The organism is Sphingomonas hankookensis (assembly GCF_028551275.1).
GTDB classification, from domain to species: Bacteria; Pseudomonadota; Alphaproteobacteria; order Sphingomonadales; family Sphingomonadaceae; genus Sphingomonas; species Sphingomonas hankookensis_A.
In genome coordinates this window covers 515,838-530,294 of the sequence record NZ_CP117025.1, presented here as the reverse complement: position 1 = coordinate 530,294, position 14,457 = coordinate 515,838, and the positions used below count along the sequence as shown (strand labels likewise).

Sequence of the window (14,457 nt, the reverse complement as noted above, 5' to 3'; positions counted from 1 at the left end):
CTCTGCGCGCAATCCTTCTTCTCTCCGCGCCTCCGCGCCTCCGCGTGAACCCACCTTCTTCTTCCCCCGCCGTACGCACCCGAATCTTGCCGCCCTCCCCGCCCGGCCCTAAAGGCCGGCGATGGACCATATTTCCGATCGCCGCACCTTTGCGATCATCTCCCACCCCGACGCCGGCAAGACCACGCTGACCGAAAAGCTGCTGCTGTTCGGCGGTGCGATCCATCTGGCGGGCGAGGTCAAGGCACGTGGCGCCGCGCGGCGCGCGCGGTCGGACTGGATGAAGATCGAGCAGCAGCGCGGAATTTCGGTCACCTCGTCGGTGATGACGTTCGAGCGGAACGGGTTGACCTTCAACCTGCTCGACACGCCGGGCCACGAGGATTTTTCCGAGGACACCTATCGCACGCTGACCGCGGTCGATTCGGCGGTGATGGTGATCGACGCGGCCAAGGGGATCGAGCCGCAGACGCGCAAGCTGTTCGAAGTGTGCCGGTTGCGCAGCGTGCCGATCATCACCTTCGTCAACAAGGTCGATCGCGAGGGTCGCGACCCGTTCGCGCTGCTGGACGAAGTCGCCGACATGCTGGCGCTCGACGTCTGCCCGATGACATGGCCGGCGGGCATGGGCGGGCAGTTCGAGGGGATTTACGACCTGGTCGACAACCGGCTGTTGCAGCCCGAGGCCGGGACCAAGGATTTTCAGGGCAAGGTCGAGCAGTTCACCGGGCTGGACGATGCGCGCATCGACGAGGTGCTGTCGGCCGAAGGCGCCGAGCGGCTGCGCGAGGAGGCGGAGCTTGCCACCGGGGGCTATGCCGCGTTCGACGGTGCGGCGTATCGCGCGGGCGACCTGACCCCGGTCTATTTCGGGTCGGCGCTGAAGGAATTCGGGGTCGATTCGCTGATCGACGCGATCGCGCGCCACGCCCCCCGCCCCGCCCGCAGCCCGCCGAACCCGCCCCGGTCGATCCGACCGACGACCGCGTGACCGGCTTCGTGTTCAAGGTGCAGGCGAACATGGACCCGAACCACCGCGACCGCATCGCGTTCATGCGGCTGTGTTCGGGAACGTTCAAGCGCGGCATGAAACTGACCCCGACCGGCCATGGCAAGCCGATCGCGATCCACTCCCCCATCCTGTTCTTCGCGCGCGAACGCGAGCTGGCGGATGAGGCCTATCCGGGCGATATCATCGGTATTCCGAACCATGGGACGCTCCGGGTCGGCGATACGCTGTCGGAGCGGGCCGATGTGCGCTTTACCGGGCTGCCGAACTTCGCGCCGGAAATCCTGCGGCGCGTGGTGCTGAAGGACCCGACCAAGACCAAGCAGTTGCGCAAGGCGCTGGACGACATGGCCGAGGAAGGCGTCACGCAGGTCTTCTATCCCGATATCGGGTCGAACTGGGTGATCGGGGTGGTCGGACAGTTGCAGCTGGAAGTGCTGCTCAGCCGGCTGGAGGTCGAATATAAAGTCGCGGCGGGGCTGGAAATGGCGCCGTTCGAAACCGCACGCTGGGTGTCGGCGGCCGATCCTGCGGATTTGAAGGCGTTCACCGATCTGCATCGCTCGGCGATGGCGAAGGATCGGGACGGGAATCCGGTGTTCCTGGCGAAAAGCGCGTGGGAGGTCGGGTATATTGCCGACCGCTATTCGAAGGTGGCGTTCGCGGCGACGCGGGAGCGGTAGTTCGCTTGATCCCGTACCCCCGCGCAGGCGGGGGTCCAGGGTTTCGAACGTGACGTTGCATTGCCTGGCTCTGGATCCCCGCCTTCGCGGGGATACGTTCTCCAAATTGGGTTTTCCCGTAATGGCATAGTCTGGATCCCCGCCTTCGCGGGGATACGGGTGGGGGCGTCGGTGCTGCTACGCCACCCAATCGCGCCCCAGCCGGCGGCTGGCGAGTGCCATCAGCGCGCCGGCGACCAGATACAGGCACAGCGCCGCCGCGATGGCGTAGCGGAGCGATTCGTTGCCATAGGTCGGGGTCAGCGCCTTCGACAATTGGCCGACGAACCAGCTGCCCAAGCCCAACCCGATCAGGTTGTTGATGAGCAGGAAACAGGCCGAAGCGGTGGCACGCATGTGGGCGGGCACCAGATGCTGGACGGCGGTCAGGACCGGGCCGAGCCAGACATAGACCAGCGCCTGCGGGATCACGAACAGCGCGAAGGCAGCGATCCAGCTGCTCGACAATACCCCGGCGATGAAGAACGGCGTGCCCAGTATGTAGCACAGCGCCGGCAGCAGCGCGTACCAGCGCCGGTTCCGCGCGCCCAGCCGGTCGCCGAGCGCCCCGCCGAGCAGGATGCCCGCCACCCCGCCGCTCAGCAGCAGCGCGCCGATGAACTGGGCCGACTGGACGAGGTCGAGGCCGAAGCTGCGCATCATCAGGCTGGGCAGCCAGAAGCCGACGCCATAGCCGCAGGTCGATCCCGCCGCTGCGCCGAACGCCAGCAGCCAGAAGCCGGGTTTGGCCGCGAGGATGCCGAAGACGCGGCCGACGGGGATGCGGTCGGCGCTGGCGGCGACGCGGGGCGGGTCCTGCACGATCCAGCGGAAGAAGGGCGCGATGACGAGGCCGGCGATGCCGACCGTGTAGAAGGCGGTGCGCCATTCGACCGCCTGCGCAATATAGCCGCCGAGCAGCACACCGCCCGCTGCGCCGAGCGGGATACCGAGCGAGTAGATGGCGAGTGCACGGGCGCGGCGTTCGGGCGGGAAGGTGTCGGCGATCAGTGCATAGGACGGGGCGACGCCGCCCGCCTCCCCCACGCCGACGCCCAGGCGGAACAGGAACATCTGCGTGAAATTCTGCGCCGCGCCGCATAGCGCGGTGAAGCCGCTCCACACCGCGAGGCTGATGGTGATGACCCAGGTGCGGCTGGTGCGGTCGGCGATCAGCGCGAGCGGGATCGCCAGCGTCGAATAGAGCGCGGCGAAGGCGAGGCCGCCCAGCATCCCCATCTGCCCGTCGTCGAGGCCGAGGTCGCGCTGCACCGGCTGCGCCAGGATCGAGAGGATCTGCCGGTCGAGGAAGTTGAAGCTGTAGACCAGCAGCAACATGGCGAGGGTGATGCGGGGGTTTTTCATGTCGTCCCTCTAAATCCTCCCCGCTCCGCGGGGAGGGGGACCATGCGTAGCATGGTGGAGGGGCATTGCCCCACACGCTACGTCAGCGATCGCGGCCCTGCCCCTCCACCAGCCTGCGGCTGGTCCCCCTCCCCACGATGTGGGGAGGAGCCTTGGTTAGAACTTCACTTCGAACGTTGCGGTCGCGGTGCGGGGCGGGCCGTAATAGCCGATGATCGAATTGCCGAAAACCGCACCGGGGAAGTTGTAGCCGCCCACCCGGTAGCGCTGGTCGGTCAGGTTGCGCAGCGCCATGCCGAGCCGGTAGCGGCCGTCGCCCGAAATCCAGTTGGCGGCGGCGTTGACCAGCGCATAGCCGTCCTGGTCGAGTGCGGGCGTCGGGATCTCGAACAGCGCATAGTCGCTGCGCAACGTGACTTCGGGCGTCACCGACAGCGATCCGCCGGCAAAGTCGGTCGAGGCGGTGAAGGATGCGGCGGCGGTGAATTCGGGCGTATTCTGGAACACGCGCTGGTTCGATACATCGACCGGGGTGGTGCCGCCGCCGATGAAGGTCAGGAATTCCTTGTAATCGGCATTGGTGTAGCCGAACGACACCTGTGCCGAGAAATTGCGCGACGGCACCATCCGCCCCTCGATCTCCAGCCCGTAAATGTCGGCCTTGCCGGCGTTATCGACGAAGCTGGCGATGCCGCCGGCGATGTTGGGCACCTGGATCGTGACCTGCTGGTCGGTGTAGCGCGAATAATAGCCGGCCATGTTGAGGAACAGGGTGCGGTCGAGGAACGCGCCCTTCATGCCGACTTCGTAGCTGGTGATCTTTTCGGGGTCGTAGCCATTGACGGTCGTCGGGGTGAACACCGCGTCGCCGCGCATGTCGAACCCGCCCGATTTGAACCCCCTGCCCCACGACGCGTACAGGTTCAGGTCGCGGCGCGGCTCATAGCTGATCGAGACGCGCGGGGTGAACTGGTCGAAGCTGCGGTCGTTGGTGTAATCGGTGCGGATCAGGCCGGGCACCGCGTTCGCATTGCCGAAGCGGGGGCTGCGGATGCCGGCATAGTTGCGGCGGAACACCGTGCCGGTCTTGTCGTCCTTCGTATAGCGCAGGCCGCCCGAAATCTTCAGCCGGTCGGTCACGTCGAAGCTGATGTCGCCGAACGCGGCATAGCTTTTGGTCTTGACCTCGCCCGAGGTCAGCGTGGTGAGGTTGAGGCCGCCGACCACCGTGTCGAACGCGCCCGATGCGGTGGCGTTGAGGTAATAGAGACCGACGACGCCCTGCACCCGGTCGCCCTGCAACAGCAGTTGCAGTTCCTGCGTGAACTGGTTGTCGTCATATTCCGCCGGCACGTCGAGCGTGGGCAGCGCGGTGTTGTCGAAATCGATGACGGTGTTGGTGGCGCCTTCGCGATAGGCGCTGATCGATTTGAAGGTCAGCAGGTCGCTTAAGCTGAACTCGCCGGTCAGCGACAGCCCTTGCGCCACCACCCGGTTGCGGTCGCCGATGCCGGCGCGGGTGTCATAGACATTGCCGGTCGGGGCGTAGCGCGGGTCGTTGCCGTTGCCGACGAGGCGGGTGCCGTGGCGCGGGTTCGACCGGTCGAGCGTGCGGTCGCCCGCCACCCGCACGAAGATCGCATCGGTCGGCGTCCATTCCGCCGAGACACGCGCGGCGAGCACGTCCTTGTCATATTGGTCGGCGCCGGTGGTCAGGTTGGTGCCATAGCCGTCGCGCTTGTAGCGGGCGATCGCGCCGCCGATCGCGAAGGTATCGCCGATCGGCACCGTCACCTGCCCGACCAGGTCGAACTGGTTGTACGAGCCGTAGGAGGCGCGGGCGGTGGCGGCATAGTCGTTGCCCAGCCGCTTGGTGACGTACTTGATCGCGCCACCGATGGTGTTGCGGCCATAGAGCGTGCCCTGCGGCCCGCGCAGCACCTCGACCCGTTCCACGTCGAAAATGTCGAGCACCGCGCCCTGCGGCCGGGCGACATAGACATCGTCGAGATACAGGCCGACGCCGGGTTCGAAGCCCCACAGCGGATCCTGCTGCCCGACGCCGCGGCTGAAGGCGATCAGCGTCGAGTTGGAGCCGCGCGCGATCTGCAGCGTCAGGTTGGGCGTCTTGTCCTGCAAGGCGGTGATATCGACCGCGCCGGTGCGCTCCAGCTGGTCGCCGGTCACGACCGACATGGCGATCGGCACGTCGATGACGCTTTCGGCGCGCCGCCGCGCGGTGACGACGATGTCGCCGTCGCCCTGATCCTCGACCACCGAGGCCGAGTCGGCGGGGGCTGCGGGCGGGGTTTCGGTGGTTTGCGCAAGCGCGGGCGATGCGGCGAGCGCCGCTCCCATCAACAGACTGGCGCGGATTCCGAATGTGCGACGCATCGACCTCTCCCTGACATGAACGCCACCCGTTGGCCGGGTTGTACGCCGTTGCGCTTCGCTATACTGAAAGCTGAACCGGGTTTCAACTTATGCCCGTGGGGAGAGGAGAAAAACATGGCGACCGACGCTGCCGGGCCGGACGGGAACGTGCCGGTGGACAAGATGCCGCGCACCGAACGCGGTCGCCGGACGCAGCGCGCCATCCTCGACGCCGCCGCCGCCGAGTTCGGGGAAAAGGGGTTTCACGAAGGATCGATCAGCGGGATCACCCGCCGCGCTGGCGTGGCGCTGGGCAGTTTCTACACCTATTTCGATTCGAAGGACGCGGTGTTCCGCGCGCTGGTCGCCGACATGTCGGCGCAGGTGCGCGATCATGTCGCCCCGGCGATTCGCGGGGCGGACGGGCGCATCGCGGCGGAGCGCGCGGGGTTGCTGGAATTCATCCGCTTCGTGCGGACGCACAAGGAAATCTACCGGATCATCGACGAGGCGGAGTTCGTCGATCCGGCGAGCTTTCGCCGGCATTATTCGACCACGGCAGAACGGATCGCGGCGCGGATTCGCACCGGGCCGGAGGATGCGCAGGCCGAGGTGCATGCCTGGGCGATCATGGGGATGAACGTGTTTCTGGGCCTGCGCTACGGCGTGTGGGACGAGGATCGGTCGCCCGAGGACGTGGCGGATGTCATCGCATCGCTACTGGCGCGGGGGATTTTTGGTTCACGCGAAGGCGCGAAGGGCGCGAAGGAAGGCATTTAGGGGTTCGCGCGGAGGCGCGGAGACGCGGGGGGGTTGTATACTTGGCGAGCGGCGCGCGTTCGGGAGACGTCGCGCCCGGTGATGGCGAAGAGTAAGGGCTGCTTCGCAGCTTGCTCTCTTCCTCTCCGCGCCTTCGCGTGAACCTATTTCTTGAGCAGGTCCTTGAGGCCGCCCAGCGCGGACATCGGTCCCGCCTCTTCCTCCTTCAGCACGCCGGCGGCGCGCAAGGCTTCTTCGGCATGGGGGCTGCGGGGATAGGGGTCGAGGGCCAACGCCAGCGTTTCCGCTGCCGCTTCGCCGAGGTCGATCGATGCGCCGGTGTAGAACATCGTATCCATCGCATCGTCGTCCAGCTCGACATCGCTGCCCTCCACGCTGCCTTCGGGCAGGAAGCGCAGGGTGAAGGCTTCGTCGACCGATTCGGGCACCGGTTCGCCGCTGGCGACGCAGGGTTGCGCGACCTGTGCCGTCAGTCGCCCGGTCGCGACGATGCCGGCGGCATCGCGGCGCAGGCTGTAGTCGGCCTCCAGCGAATCGAGCTCGAGCAGGTTGAAGCGGCCCATCAGCCGTCGGCGTTCGTCGGTGTCGGCGGAAATATGTTGGCGCATCTCCCCCTCCCCGATCTGGTCGATGCGGACGGGACGGTGGAATTCGGGAGTCATGGCAGGGTTCCGGCAAGAAGGTCGTCGATGGCCACGCCGTCCAGCGCGGCGCGGAAGGCGCGCAATTCGGTCGCGACATGGGTGAGGGCGTCGGGGGCGGGTGCGTCGCCGCGATACAGGTTGCGCACCAGCGCCGCTTCGAACGTGCCGTCGGCCAGCCCGTCGCGATAGGCGCCCAGCCGCCCGCCCAGCGCCGCCATCATCCGCCCGATATGCTTGCCGACGACCATGTCGCCGAACCCGATCTGGCGCAGCTGTCCGTCCATATCGTCGACGAAACATTCGGCGAGGCTGGCGGCGGGCACGGCCCCTGCCCCTTCGCGCTCCAGCCGCAGCATCACCATCGCCAGCACGGCGGCGATCATGTCGAACCGGCCGTCGAGCGTGTCGGGCACCGCGCCGGCCAGATACCAGTGCGGCTGCCGCCCGCGTGCCACGACCGCGTTATACAGCGTGGCGGCAATGCGCGGCGGCGGTTCGCGACGGAACAGGCGGGATAGCGGCATGACTCTCCGGGCAGATGAAGGGCGCACTTGTGGATGGCGCGGGTCCGTCATATTGAACGCATGGCCGCGCGATGCAATCGCGAGGGGCCCGGTCGCGCGTTCGCTGGACGGAGATTTTATGGTTCGCTTCCCCACCCGTGGCGCCGTGGCGCTGATGATCGCCTGTGCCGCGGCGGGCCTGGGAGGCTGCACGAAGCTGCGCAGCCATCAGGGATATGTCATCGACCCCGATCTGGTGAACGCGGTGCAGCCGGGCGTCGATACCCGCCAGTCGGTGTTGCAGACGCTGGGCACCCCGACCTTCGTCGGCCAGTTTTCCGACCGCGAATGGTTCTATCTGTCGCGCGACAGCCGCAACCTGGCGTTCAACCGCCCGCGCGCCGTCGACCAGACGACGCTGAAGATCACGTTCGACCAGGCGGGCAACGTCACCAAGATCGACCGCACCGGCGTCGACCAGGTCGTCGGCATCAGCCCGTGGGACAAGAAGACCCCGACGCTGGGCCGCGAATCGAACTTCTTCCGCGACCTGTTCGGCAATATCGGCACGGTCGGCGCGCCGGGGACCGGCGGGCCGGGGCCGAACCAGTAAGGATTGCGGCGCGGTTTCGGCGGCCGTCGGCCAAACGTAGCAGGCGGCGGAAGGAAGAAGCGGGACCCCGGATCAGGTCCGGGGTGACGGCTTTCTTCCGGAAGCTCGTCCGCCAAGCCTTTCAAAACCCTGACGATCGCATTCGCGGAGCGTTCAGCGGGACTCGGGCATTGCATCCTCATCACGAGGAAAGGAGCAATCCCGATGCGAAAGATCATCCTGGCGGCACTGGCCGCCACCGTCGCCCTCCCCGCCGTCGCCACGCCCGCCATGGCGCAATCGCGCCACGAACTGCGCCGCGACCGGCAGGATATTCGCGAGGAACGGCGCGAATATCGCCAGGCGCTGCGCTATGGCAGCCCGCGCGACATTCGCGAGGAACGCCGCGAACTGAACCGGGCGCGGTGGGAATATCGGCAGAACCTGCGCGAACGGGCATGGGGCCGGAACGACTGGCGCGCCTATCGTCAGGGGCATCGCAACCTCTATGCGCGCGGCAACTGGAATGCGCCGTTCCGCTATCAGAGCTTCCGCCCCGGGCTGGCGATCGGTCGCCCCTATTATGCGCAGCGTTACTGGATCGCCGATCCGGGCCGCTATCGCCTGCCGCCCGCGCGGGGGGCCCAGCGCTGGGTGCGGCACTATAACGACGTCGTGCTGGTCGATTACCGGCGCGGACGCGTGGTCGACGTGATCCGCAACTTCTATTGGTAAGGCCCGGTTCGGCCGCGCCGTCGATACGCTCGGCGCGGCCGGTGCGCGGGGCACCAGTCCCGAAGGGGGATTTAGGACCGTTTGCGCCAACGTCCCGAGTCCCCGCCGGTTCAATCGTCATCGATAAATATTAAGGATGAACGTGCGGCGGGTGGCGGCGAATTGCTTGTTCCGCCGCACCGCATCGTTATACGATAAGTTCCGGGGCAGGTTCCGGGGGAACGGGGATGGACGCGGTCATCGCGTGGATCGACGCGATTGCGCGCGAAACCATGTTGTTTGCCGGTGTCGGGTTCCTGATCGGCGGGCTGGACGATCTGGCGGTCGATGGCGCGTTCCTGGTCCGCGCGCTGCGCCGATGGTGGCGGCGCACGCCCGAGGCTACCCTGGCCGATTTCCCGGTGGCGGGATGTAGCGGGCGGATCGCGGTGCTGGTGCCGGCATGGGACGAAGCGGCGGTGATCGGCGCGATGCTGCGTGCGACGCTGGCGCGGTTCGATCATCCCGACTGGCGGCTCTATGTCGGGGCCTATCCCAACGACCGGGCGACCATTGCCGCGATCGTCGCGGTCGCGACCGAGGACGACCGGGTACGGCTGACGCTGACCCCGCATCCCGGCCCGACGACCAAGGCCGATTGCCTGAACGCCTTGTGGCGCGCCGTCATGGCCGACGGCGCGGCGGAGGGGCGGCCGTTTACCGCGATGGTGCTGCACGATGCCGAGGATGTGGTCCATCCCGGCGAGCTGCGGGTGTACGATCACCTGTTGCGCAGGGCCGATACGGTGCAGGTCCCGGTCCTGCCGCTGGCCGATCGCGAATCACGCTGGGTATCGGGCCATTATATCGACGAGTTTGCCGAGGCGCATGGCCGGCAGCTGCCGGTGCGGGGCGCATTGGGGGCGGAGCTGCCGCTGGCCGGGGTCGGCTGCGCGATTTCGGCCGACATGCTCGCGCGCATCGCCGAGCGGCGCGGCGGATTGCCGTTCGACGATACCAGCCTGACCGAGGATTACGAACTGGGGCTGACCGTCCGGGCACTGGGCGGGCGCGGGATGTTCGTGCGGGTGCTGGAAGATGCGGGCGGGCCGCCGGTAGCGGTGCGCGCCTATTTCCCCGCGCGGCTCGACGCCGCCGTCCGGCAGAAGGCGCGGTGGATGACCGGCATTGCCCTTGCCGGATGGGACCGGATCGGGTGGCAGGCGGGCGGGGGACTGCACGACCATTGGATGCGGATGCGCGACCGGCGGGCGATCCTGGCTATCCCTGTGCTGGCGGTGGCCTATTGCGCGCTGGTCGCCTGGGGGGCGAGCGGCATGCTGCACGCCGTGCGCGGCAGCGTGGCACCGGTGGTCGATCCGGCGCTGCAACTGGTGCTGGCGATCAACCTGTGCCTGCTGGTGTGGCGGACGGCGATGCGCTGGGCCCTGGTGCGCCGCGCCTATGGTCGGGGCGAGGCATGGCGGTCGATCCCGCGCATGCTGGTCGGCAATCTGGTCGCGTTGCTCGCGGCGCGGCGGGCGGTGGTGCGCTACGCCGCGACGCTGCGCGGACGGCCGCTGCGCTGGGACAAGACCGCGCATCATTTCCCCGACATCGCCGGGTTGCCGGATCGATGAGCCGGGCACGCGGGCGGCCGCTGCGGTTCCTGGCGCTGGTCACGGTCGGCTGGGTCGGGATGCGGGTGGCGCTGCTGTGGCCCGAAGGGTTGCCGCCGGACCGATGGGTACGGATCGTGCTGCCGGGCGGGCAGGGAGCGGGGCTTGTCTCCCCGATCGCTGCCGCTCCGCCGGGTCGTCACGTCGCACAACAGATGCGCCAACAGAGGATTGCGATGCCGGCCAGGGTCGCAGTCGGCACGCGATCGGTGCCGACCATGGCTGGCACGGCAAATGCGCCGGCTGCTGTACCGGACCGGGTACGGCTGGCGCTTCTGGCGCTGGTCGGGTTCGCCTCGGCCGAGCCGGTCGATCGTGGTGCCGCGCCGATCCTGTCGCCGCCGGTGCCCCCTACCGGCGGACCACCGATGACGGTCAGCCTGTGGGCGCTTGCCCGGCCGGGCGCGGCAAGCGGCGGTCCGGTGCAGCTGGGCGGCGGGCAGGCCGGGATGCGGCTGCGCCTGCCGGTGACGCCGGACGGGCAGGCGGCGGTCGCGGCGCGGGTGGCGACCCCGCTGGCGGGTCTGGGACGCGAAGCGGCGCTGGGCATCGAATGGCGGCCGCTGCCGGTGCCGGTCGCCTTGGTGGTCGAACGGCGCGTGGCGCTCGACAGCGGGCGCAGCGGGACCGGCATGGGGGTGATCGCCGGGATCGACCGGGCGTTGCCGGGCGACCTGGCGCTGGAAGCCTATGGGCAGGCGGGCGCGGTCGCGCGCGACGGCATCGAACCTTATGCCGATGGCGCGGCGCGGGTGCTGCATCCGGTGGCGAGGATCGGGCGCAGCGCGCTACGGCTGGGGATCGGCAGCTGGGGCGGGGCGCAGCGGGAGGGGGCGCGGGTCGATATCGGACCGTCCGCCGTCGCGTCGCTGCCGGTCGGGCGGGGCGCGGTACGCGTGTCGCTCGCCTGGCGGCAGCGGGTAGGGGGTAACGCGGCGCCGGGGTCGGGGCCGGCGCTGACGATCGGCAGCGACTTTTGACGCGCCGGGTGGCACGGCGCTTCCGAACGCGGTAACCGGGAGGCCCATGGATCTGTACCTCCCCATCGCCAACCTGTCGGTCAATGCGCTGGTCATCGTGCTGCTGGGCGGCGGGGTCGGGTTTCTGTCGGGCATGTTCGGGGTCGGCGGCGGGTTCCTGACCACGCCGCTGCTGATCTTCTACGGCATCCCGCCGACCGTCGCCGCCGCGTCCGCCGCCAGCCAGGTGACAGGGGCCAGCGTGTCGGGCGTGTTCGCGCATCTGCGGCGCGGCGGGGTCGATTTCCGCATGGGTTGGGTGCTGGTCGCGGGCGGCGTGCTGGGGTCGGTGGCAGGCGCGGGCGTGTTCCGCCTGCTACAAGCCAGCGGGCAGATCGATACCGTCATCGCGATCCTGTACGTGGTAATGCTGGGGTCGATCGGCGGTCTGATGCTGAAGGAAGCGATCGGCGCGGTGCGCGTGCTGCGCGGGGCGATCCCGCCGCGGGCGGCGCGGCGGCGGCACCATCCGCTGGTCGCGGCTCTCCCCTTGCGCTGGCGATTCTATGCCTCGGGGCTGTACATCTCGCCGCTCGCGCCGCTGCTGCTGGGGTTCGCCACGGGCATGCTGACCGTGCTGCTGGGGGTCGGCGGCGGGTTCATCCTGGTGCCGGCGATGCTGTACCTGCTGGGCATGGGGACGCGGGTGGTGGTCGGCACGTCGCTGTTCCAGATCCTGTTCGTCACCGCCGCATCGACGATGGTCCATGCGCTGACGACCAAGGCGGTCGATATCGTGCTGGCGGTGCTGCTGCTGGTCGGATCGGTGACCGGCGCGCAGATCGGCGCGCGGTTCGCGCAGAAGGCGAAGCCCGAATATCTCCGCCTCGCGCTGGCGATCATCGTGCTGGCGGTGGCGTTCCGCATGGCGCTGGGGCTGGGGTGGCGGCCCGACGATATCTATACGGTGCAGCCGGCATGAGGCGCGCGCTGACCCTTGCGCTGCTGGCACCGCTGGCGATGGGCGCGGCGGCCCCGGTGCTGGTGCCCGATGTGTCGACCCGCGACGTGCAGATCGCCTATTCGTTCACCGGGGCCGAACTGCTGCTGTTCGGGGCGATCCTGTATCCCGGCGGGCGGGTGCCGCAGGGCGACCGGCCGGCGGACATCGTCGTGGTGGTGAAGGGGCCGCCCGAGTCGATCGTGGTGCGCGAAAAGGAGAAGGTGGCGGGCATCTGGGTCAATGCCGACCGGATGCGCTATCGCTCGGCCCCGTCCTTCTACGCCATCGCTTCGGCCCGACCGATCGAGCAGATGGTCGATGAGCGGACGCGCGCGATCTATGAGCTGGGGTTGGACAGCCTGCAATTGTCGCCTGCCGCCGGCACGTCGGCCGATGATCAGGCGCGGTTCGCCAGGGGGTTCGTGGCGTTGCGCGAACGCGCCGGGCTGTACCGCGAGACGCCGAACGCGGTCGAGATCACCGACGACGTGCTGTACCGCGCGTCGATTACCATTCCCGCACGGGTGCCGGTGGGCAAGTTCACCGCCGAAACCTTCCTGATCCGCGACGGGCGCGTGCTGGCGGCGGCGGTGCGCGATATCGAGATTCGCAAGTCGGGGTTCGAACGCTTCGTGGCGATCGCCGCGAACGAGGCGTCGTTGTGGTACGGATTGGCGGCGGTGTTGTTGTCGGTCGGGTTCGGCTGGGCCGCCGGGGCGCTGTGGCGGCGGTTTTGATCGAAGTCGCTAAGTCGTTGCAATCCGTGGATATATTGTCCTGACGCGTTCCAAAGTTCACTAAGTTCACACTCGCGCGCAGTTTGTCACGCCGGACGGCGCTTCGTCTCCCCCGGGTCGCCCTCACCCTTGCGGCGCTGCGCGCCTCCCTCCCTCTCCCGATGGGAGAGGAACATGCTAAAAGCCCTGGATCGCTTCGGGGTCGACCGCGCCGATCAGGCGGCGGGCGGCGCGGCGGGCGAAGGCGAGGGTGCAGCGCTTGCGGACATGGGCGGGCAGGGGGGTGGTCGACGCCTCGCGCAGGATCGTCGCTTCATAGCGGTCGGCGACGATGATTCCGGTACGTTCGGGCAGGAACGCCTCGCCCGATAGCGGCGTCACGTCGAACCCGGCCGGCACCGCCCAGAAATAGCGGTCGCAAGACCTAAGATAATCAGTCCACTTGCCGTCGCCGAGCAGGTCGGCGCGCGATACCTTGATCTCGACGATGACGATCTGCCCGCGCGCATCGAGCGCCATCAGGTCGGCACGCCGCCCGCCGTCGAGCGGAACCTCCGCCATCGCGGTCAGATCATGCGCCAGCAACATGCGCGTGACACCGCGCGCGACCTCCGCCGCGATCAGCGGATGGGTATCAGGGGCGAGGGGTCGGGCACCGAGGGCGATACTGGCCATCGGTGGAGTATAGGAACATTATGCGAACAAGGAAAGAGTGGTCGGCTCAGCGGTAGAAGATATGGTTGCCGAGCGAGGCGACGCGGGTCTTGCCCCAGTTCGGGCTGACGCGGCGTGCGTGGAAGAACAGCGCGCCTTCTGCCGGACTTTTCCACAGGTCGTTGCGGGCGATGCGGGCGATGGCGACCGCGGTCTTCCACGCCGGGCGGCTGGTGTCGACATCGGGCAGGCGACCGCCCTTCACGAACGAGAACTGGCTGCGCTGGGTCAGCACGCCGCAGGCCGAGGCGGGGAAGCGGCCCGATTTGGTGCGGTTGAGGATGACGTCGGCGACGGCGAGCTGGCCGGTCAACGGTTCGCCCTTCGATTCATAATAGACGCCGATCGCGACGCAGTTGAGTTCTTCGTCGTCGATCGTGGCGGGCTGTGCGGCGACGGCGGCGGCCAGCGTGGCATAGTCGGCATCGGTCGGGTCGACCGCATCGTCGGCCGGCTCGGGCTTGGCCGCAATGTCCTGTACGATTTCCTGGGCAGGGGCGAAGCGGACGGGAACCTTTGCCGGGACGGACAGGTTAGTGACGGAACCGGGCGAGGCTTCCTCTGCCGATACGGCAGCGGGCAGTCCGGCGAACAGGGTCATGGCGGCAAGCACCACCATCGGGAAGCGCAGCTTCATCCGTCGTCACTAGCTTGCGGTCGACC

Annotated in this window: 13 protein-coding genes and 1 pseudogene; 8 read left to right on the top strand and 6 right to left on the bottom strand. The window is 68.2% G+C overall.

The window, feature by feature from the left end; genetic code table 11:
- The first annotated feature begins 121 nt into the window (after window positions 1–121).
- Window positions 122–1,692: pseudogene (locus PPZ50_RS02660) on the top strand (peptide chain release factor 3).
- A gap of 177 nt (window positions 1,693–1,869) precedes the next feature.
- On the opposite strand, the gene PPZ50_RS02655 reads toward PPZ50_RS02660, so the two are convergent.
- Both PPZ50_RS02655 and PPZ50_RS02650 read right to left on the bottom strand, forming a co-directional pair.
- Window positions 1,870–3,096, bottom strand: coding sequence for a spinster family MFS transporter (locus PPZ50_RS02655; RefSeq protein ID WP_066692661.1), 1,227 nt, complete (start codon window positions 3,094–3,096; stop codon window positions 1,870–1,872).
- Window positions 3,097–3,252: 156 nt separating this feature from the next.
- Window positions 3,253–5,490: a TonB-dependent receptor gene (locus PPZ50_RS02650; RefSeq protein ID WP_066692659.1), complete on the bottom strand. Its 2,238-nt coding sequence runs from the start codon at window positions 5,488–5,490 to the stop codon at window positions 3,253–3,255.
- A gap of 114 nt (window positions 5,491–5,604) precedes the next feature.
- Here PPZ50_RS02650 and PPZ50_RS02645 point away from each other — a divergent pair, with 114 nt between their 5' ends.
- Complete coding sequence (locus PPZ50_RS02645) at window positions 5,605–6,249, top strand: TetR/AcrR family transcriptional regulator (protein ID WP_066692656.1); 645 nt, start codon at window positions 5,605–5,607, stop codon at window positions 6,247–6,249.
- A gap of 143 nt (window positions 6,250–6,392) precedes the next feature.
- Here the strand turns inward: PPZ50_RS02645 and PPZ50_RS02640 are convergent, their stop codons facing one another.
- Entirely contained in the window at window positions 6,393–6,911 is a 519-nt protein-coding gene (locus PPZ50_RS02640; protein ID WP_066692648.1) for a YceD family protein, read from the bottom strand.
- On the bottom strand, window positions 6,908–7,417 hold the full coding sequence (locus PPZ50_RS02635) for a ubiquinol-cytochrome C chaperone family protein (protein ID WP_066692646.1): 510 nt from the start codon (window positions 7,415–7,417) through the stop codon (window positions 6,908–6,910). Before PPZ50_RS02635 ends, PPZ50_RS02640 begins: the two co-directional genes overlap by 4 nt.
- A gap of 118 nt (window positions 7,418–7,535) precedes the next feature.
- Between PPZ50_RS02635 and PPZ50_RS02630 the strand changes: the two genes are divergently transcribed.
- From PPZ50_RS02630 to PPZ50_RS02605, 6 genes are all read left to right on the top strand, one after another.
- Window positions 7,536–8,009 carry an outer membrane protein assembly factor BamE gene (locus tag PPZ50_RS02630; protein ID WP_066692842.1) on the top strand — a complete coding sequence of 158 codons (474 nt, stop codon included), beginning with the start codon at window positions 7,536–7,538 and terminating at the stop codon, window positions 8,007–8,009.
- A gap of 204 nt (window positions 8,010–8,213) precedes the next feature.
- Window positions 8,214–8,723, top strand: coding sequence for an RcnB family protein (locus PPZ50_RS02625; protein WP_066692644.1), 510 nt, complete (start codon window positions 8,214–8,216; stop codon window positions 8,721–8,723).
- A 227-nt stretch (window positions 8,724–8,950) separates the two neighbouring features.
- Window positions 8,951–10,342, top strand: coding sequence for a glycosyl transferase family protein (locus PPZ50_RS02620; protein WP_066692640.1), 1,392 nt, complete (start codon window positions 8,951–8,953; stop codon window positions 10,340–10,342).
- Window positions 10,339–11,361 (top strand): hypothetical protein, encoded by a 1,023-nt coding sequence (locus tag PPZ50_RS02615; protein ID WP_272815701.1) that lies wholly within the window; start codon window positions 10,339–10,341, stop codon window positions 11,359–11,361. The genes PPZ50_RS02620 and PPZ50_RS02615 overlap by 4 nt, the downstream gene beginning before the upstream one ends.
- Window positions 11,362–11,407: 46 nt before the next feature.
- On the top strand, window positions 11,408–12,322 hold the full coding sequence (locus PPZ50_RS02610) for a sulfite exporter TauE/SafE family protein (RefSeq protein ID WP_066692636.1): 915 nt from the start codon (window positions 11,408–11,410) through the stop codon (window positions 12,320–12,322).
- Window positions 12,319–13,080 carry a TIGR02186 family protein gene (locus tag PPZ50_RS02605; protein WP_066692633.1) on the top strand — a complete coding sequence of 254 codons (762 nt, stop codon included), beginning with the start codon at window positions 12,319–12,321 and terminating at the stop codon, window positions 13,078–13,080. The genes PPZ50_RS02610 and PPZ50_RS02605 overlap by 4 nt, the downstream gene beginning before the upstream one ends.
- A 177-nt stretch (window positions 13,081–13,257) precedes the next feature.
- On the opposite strand, the gene PPZ50_RS02600 is transcribed toward PPZ50_RS02605, so the two are convergent.
- The gene (locus PPZ50_RS02600; protein WP_066692631.1) at window positions 13,258–13,755 is read right to left on the bottom strand and encodes an MmcB family DNA repair protein; all 498 of its coding nucleotides are present in this window, start codon (window positions 13,753–13,755) and stop codon (window positions 13,258–13,260) included.
- Window positions 13,756–13,801: 46 nt separating this feature from the next.
- The gene (locus tag PPZ50_RS02595) at window positions 13,802–14,431 is read right to left on the bottom strand and encodes a cell wall hydrolase (RefSeq protein WP_084401711.1); all 630 of its coding nucleotides are present in this window, start codon (window positions 14,429–14,431) and stop codon (window positions 13,802–13,804) included.
- Between the last annotated feature and the right edge of the window lie 26 nt (window positions 14,432–14,457).

Coding starts and splice junctions, on each gene's coding strand:
- PPZ50_RS02620 (WP_066692640.1), top strand. CDS start 8,951: ATGGACGCGGTCATCGCGTGGATCGACGCGATTGCGCGCGAAACCATG.
- PPZ50_RS02635 (WP_066692646.1), bottom strand. CDS start 7,417: ATGCCGCTATCCCGCCTGTTCCGTCGCGAACCGCCGCCGCGCATTGCC.
- PPZ50_RS02640 (WP_066692648.1), bottom strand. CDS start 6,911: ATGACTCCCGAATTCCACCGTCCCGTCCGCATCGACCAGATCGGGGAG.
- PPZ50_RS02615 (WP_272815701.1), top strand. CDS start 10,339: ATGAGCCGGGCACGCGGGCGGCCGCTGCGGTTCCTGGCGCTGGTCACG.
- PPZ50_RS02655 (WP_066692661.1), bottom strand. CDS start 3,096: ATGAAAAACCCCCGCATCACCCTCGCCATGTTGCTGCTGGTCTACAGC.
- PPZ50_RS02625 (WP_066692644.1), top strand. CDS start 8,214: ATGCGAAAGATCATCCTGGCGGCACTGGCCGCCACCGTCGCCCTCCCC.
- PPZ50_RS02610 (WP_066692636.1), top strand. CDS start 11,408: ATGGATCTGTACCTCCCCATCGCCAACCTGTCGGTCAATGCGCTGGTC.
- PPZ50_RS02630 (WP_066692842.1), top strand. CDS start 7,536: ATGGTTCGCTTCCCCACCCGTGGCGCCGTGGCGCTGATGATCGCCTGT.
- PPZ50_RS02645 (WP_066692656.1), top strand. CDS start 5,605: ATGGCGACCGACGCTGCCGGGCCGGACGGGAACGTGCCGGTGGACAAG.
- PPZ50_RS02595 (WP_084401711.1), bottom strand. CDS start 14,431: ATGAAGCTGCGCTTCCCGATGGTGGTGCTTGCCGCCATGACCCTGTTC.
- PPZ50_RS02600 (WP_066692631.1), bottom strand. CDS start 13,755: ATGGCCAGTATCGCCCTCGGTGCCCGACCCCTCGCCCCTGATACCCAT.
- PPZ50_RS02650 (WP_066692659.1), bottom strand. CDS start 5,490: ATGCGTCGCACATTCGGAATCCGCGCCAGTCTGTTGATGGGAGCGGCG.
- PPZ50_RS02605 (WP_066692633.1), top strand. CDS start 12,319: ATGAGGCGCGCGCTGACCCTTGCGCTGCTGGCACCGCTGGCGATGGGC.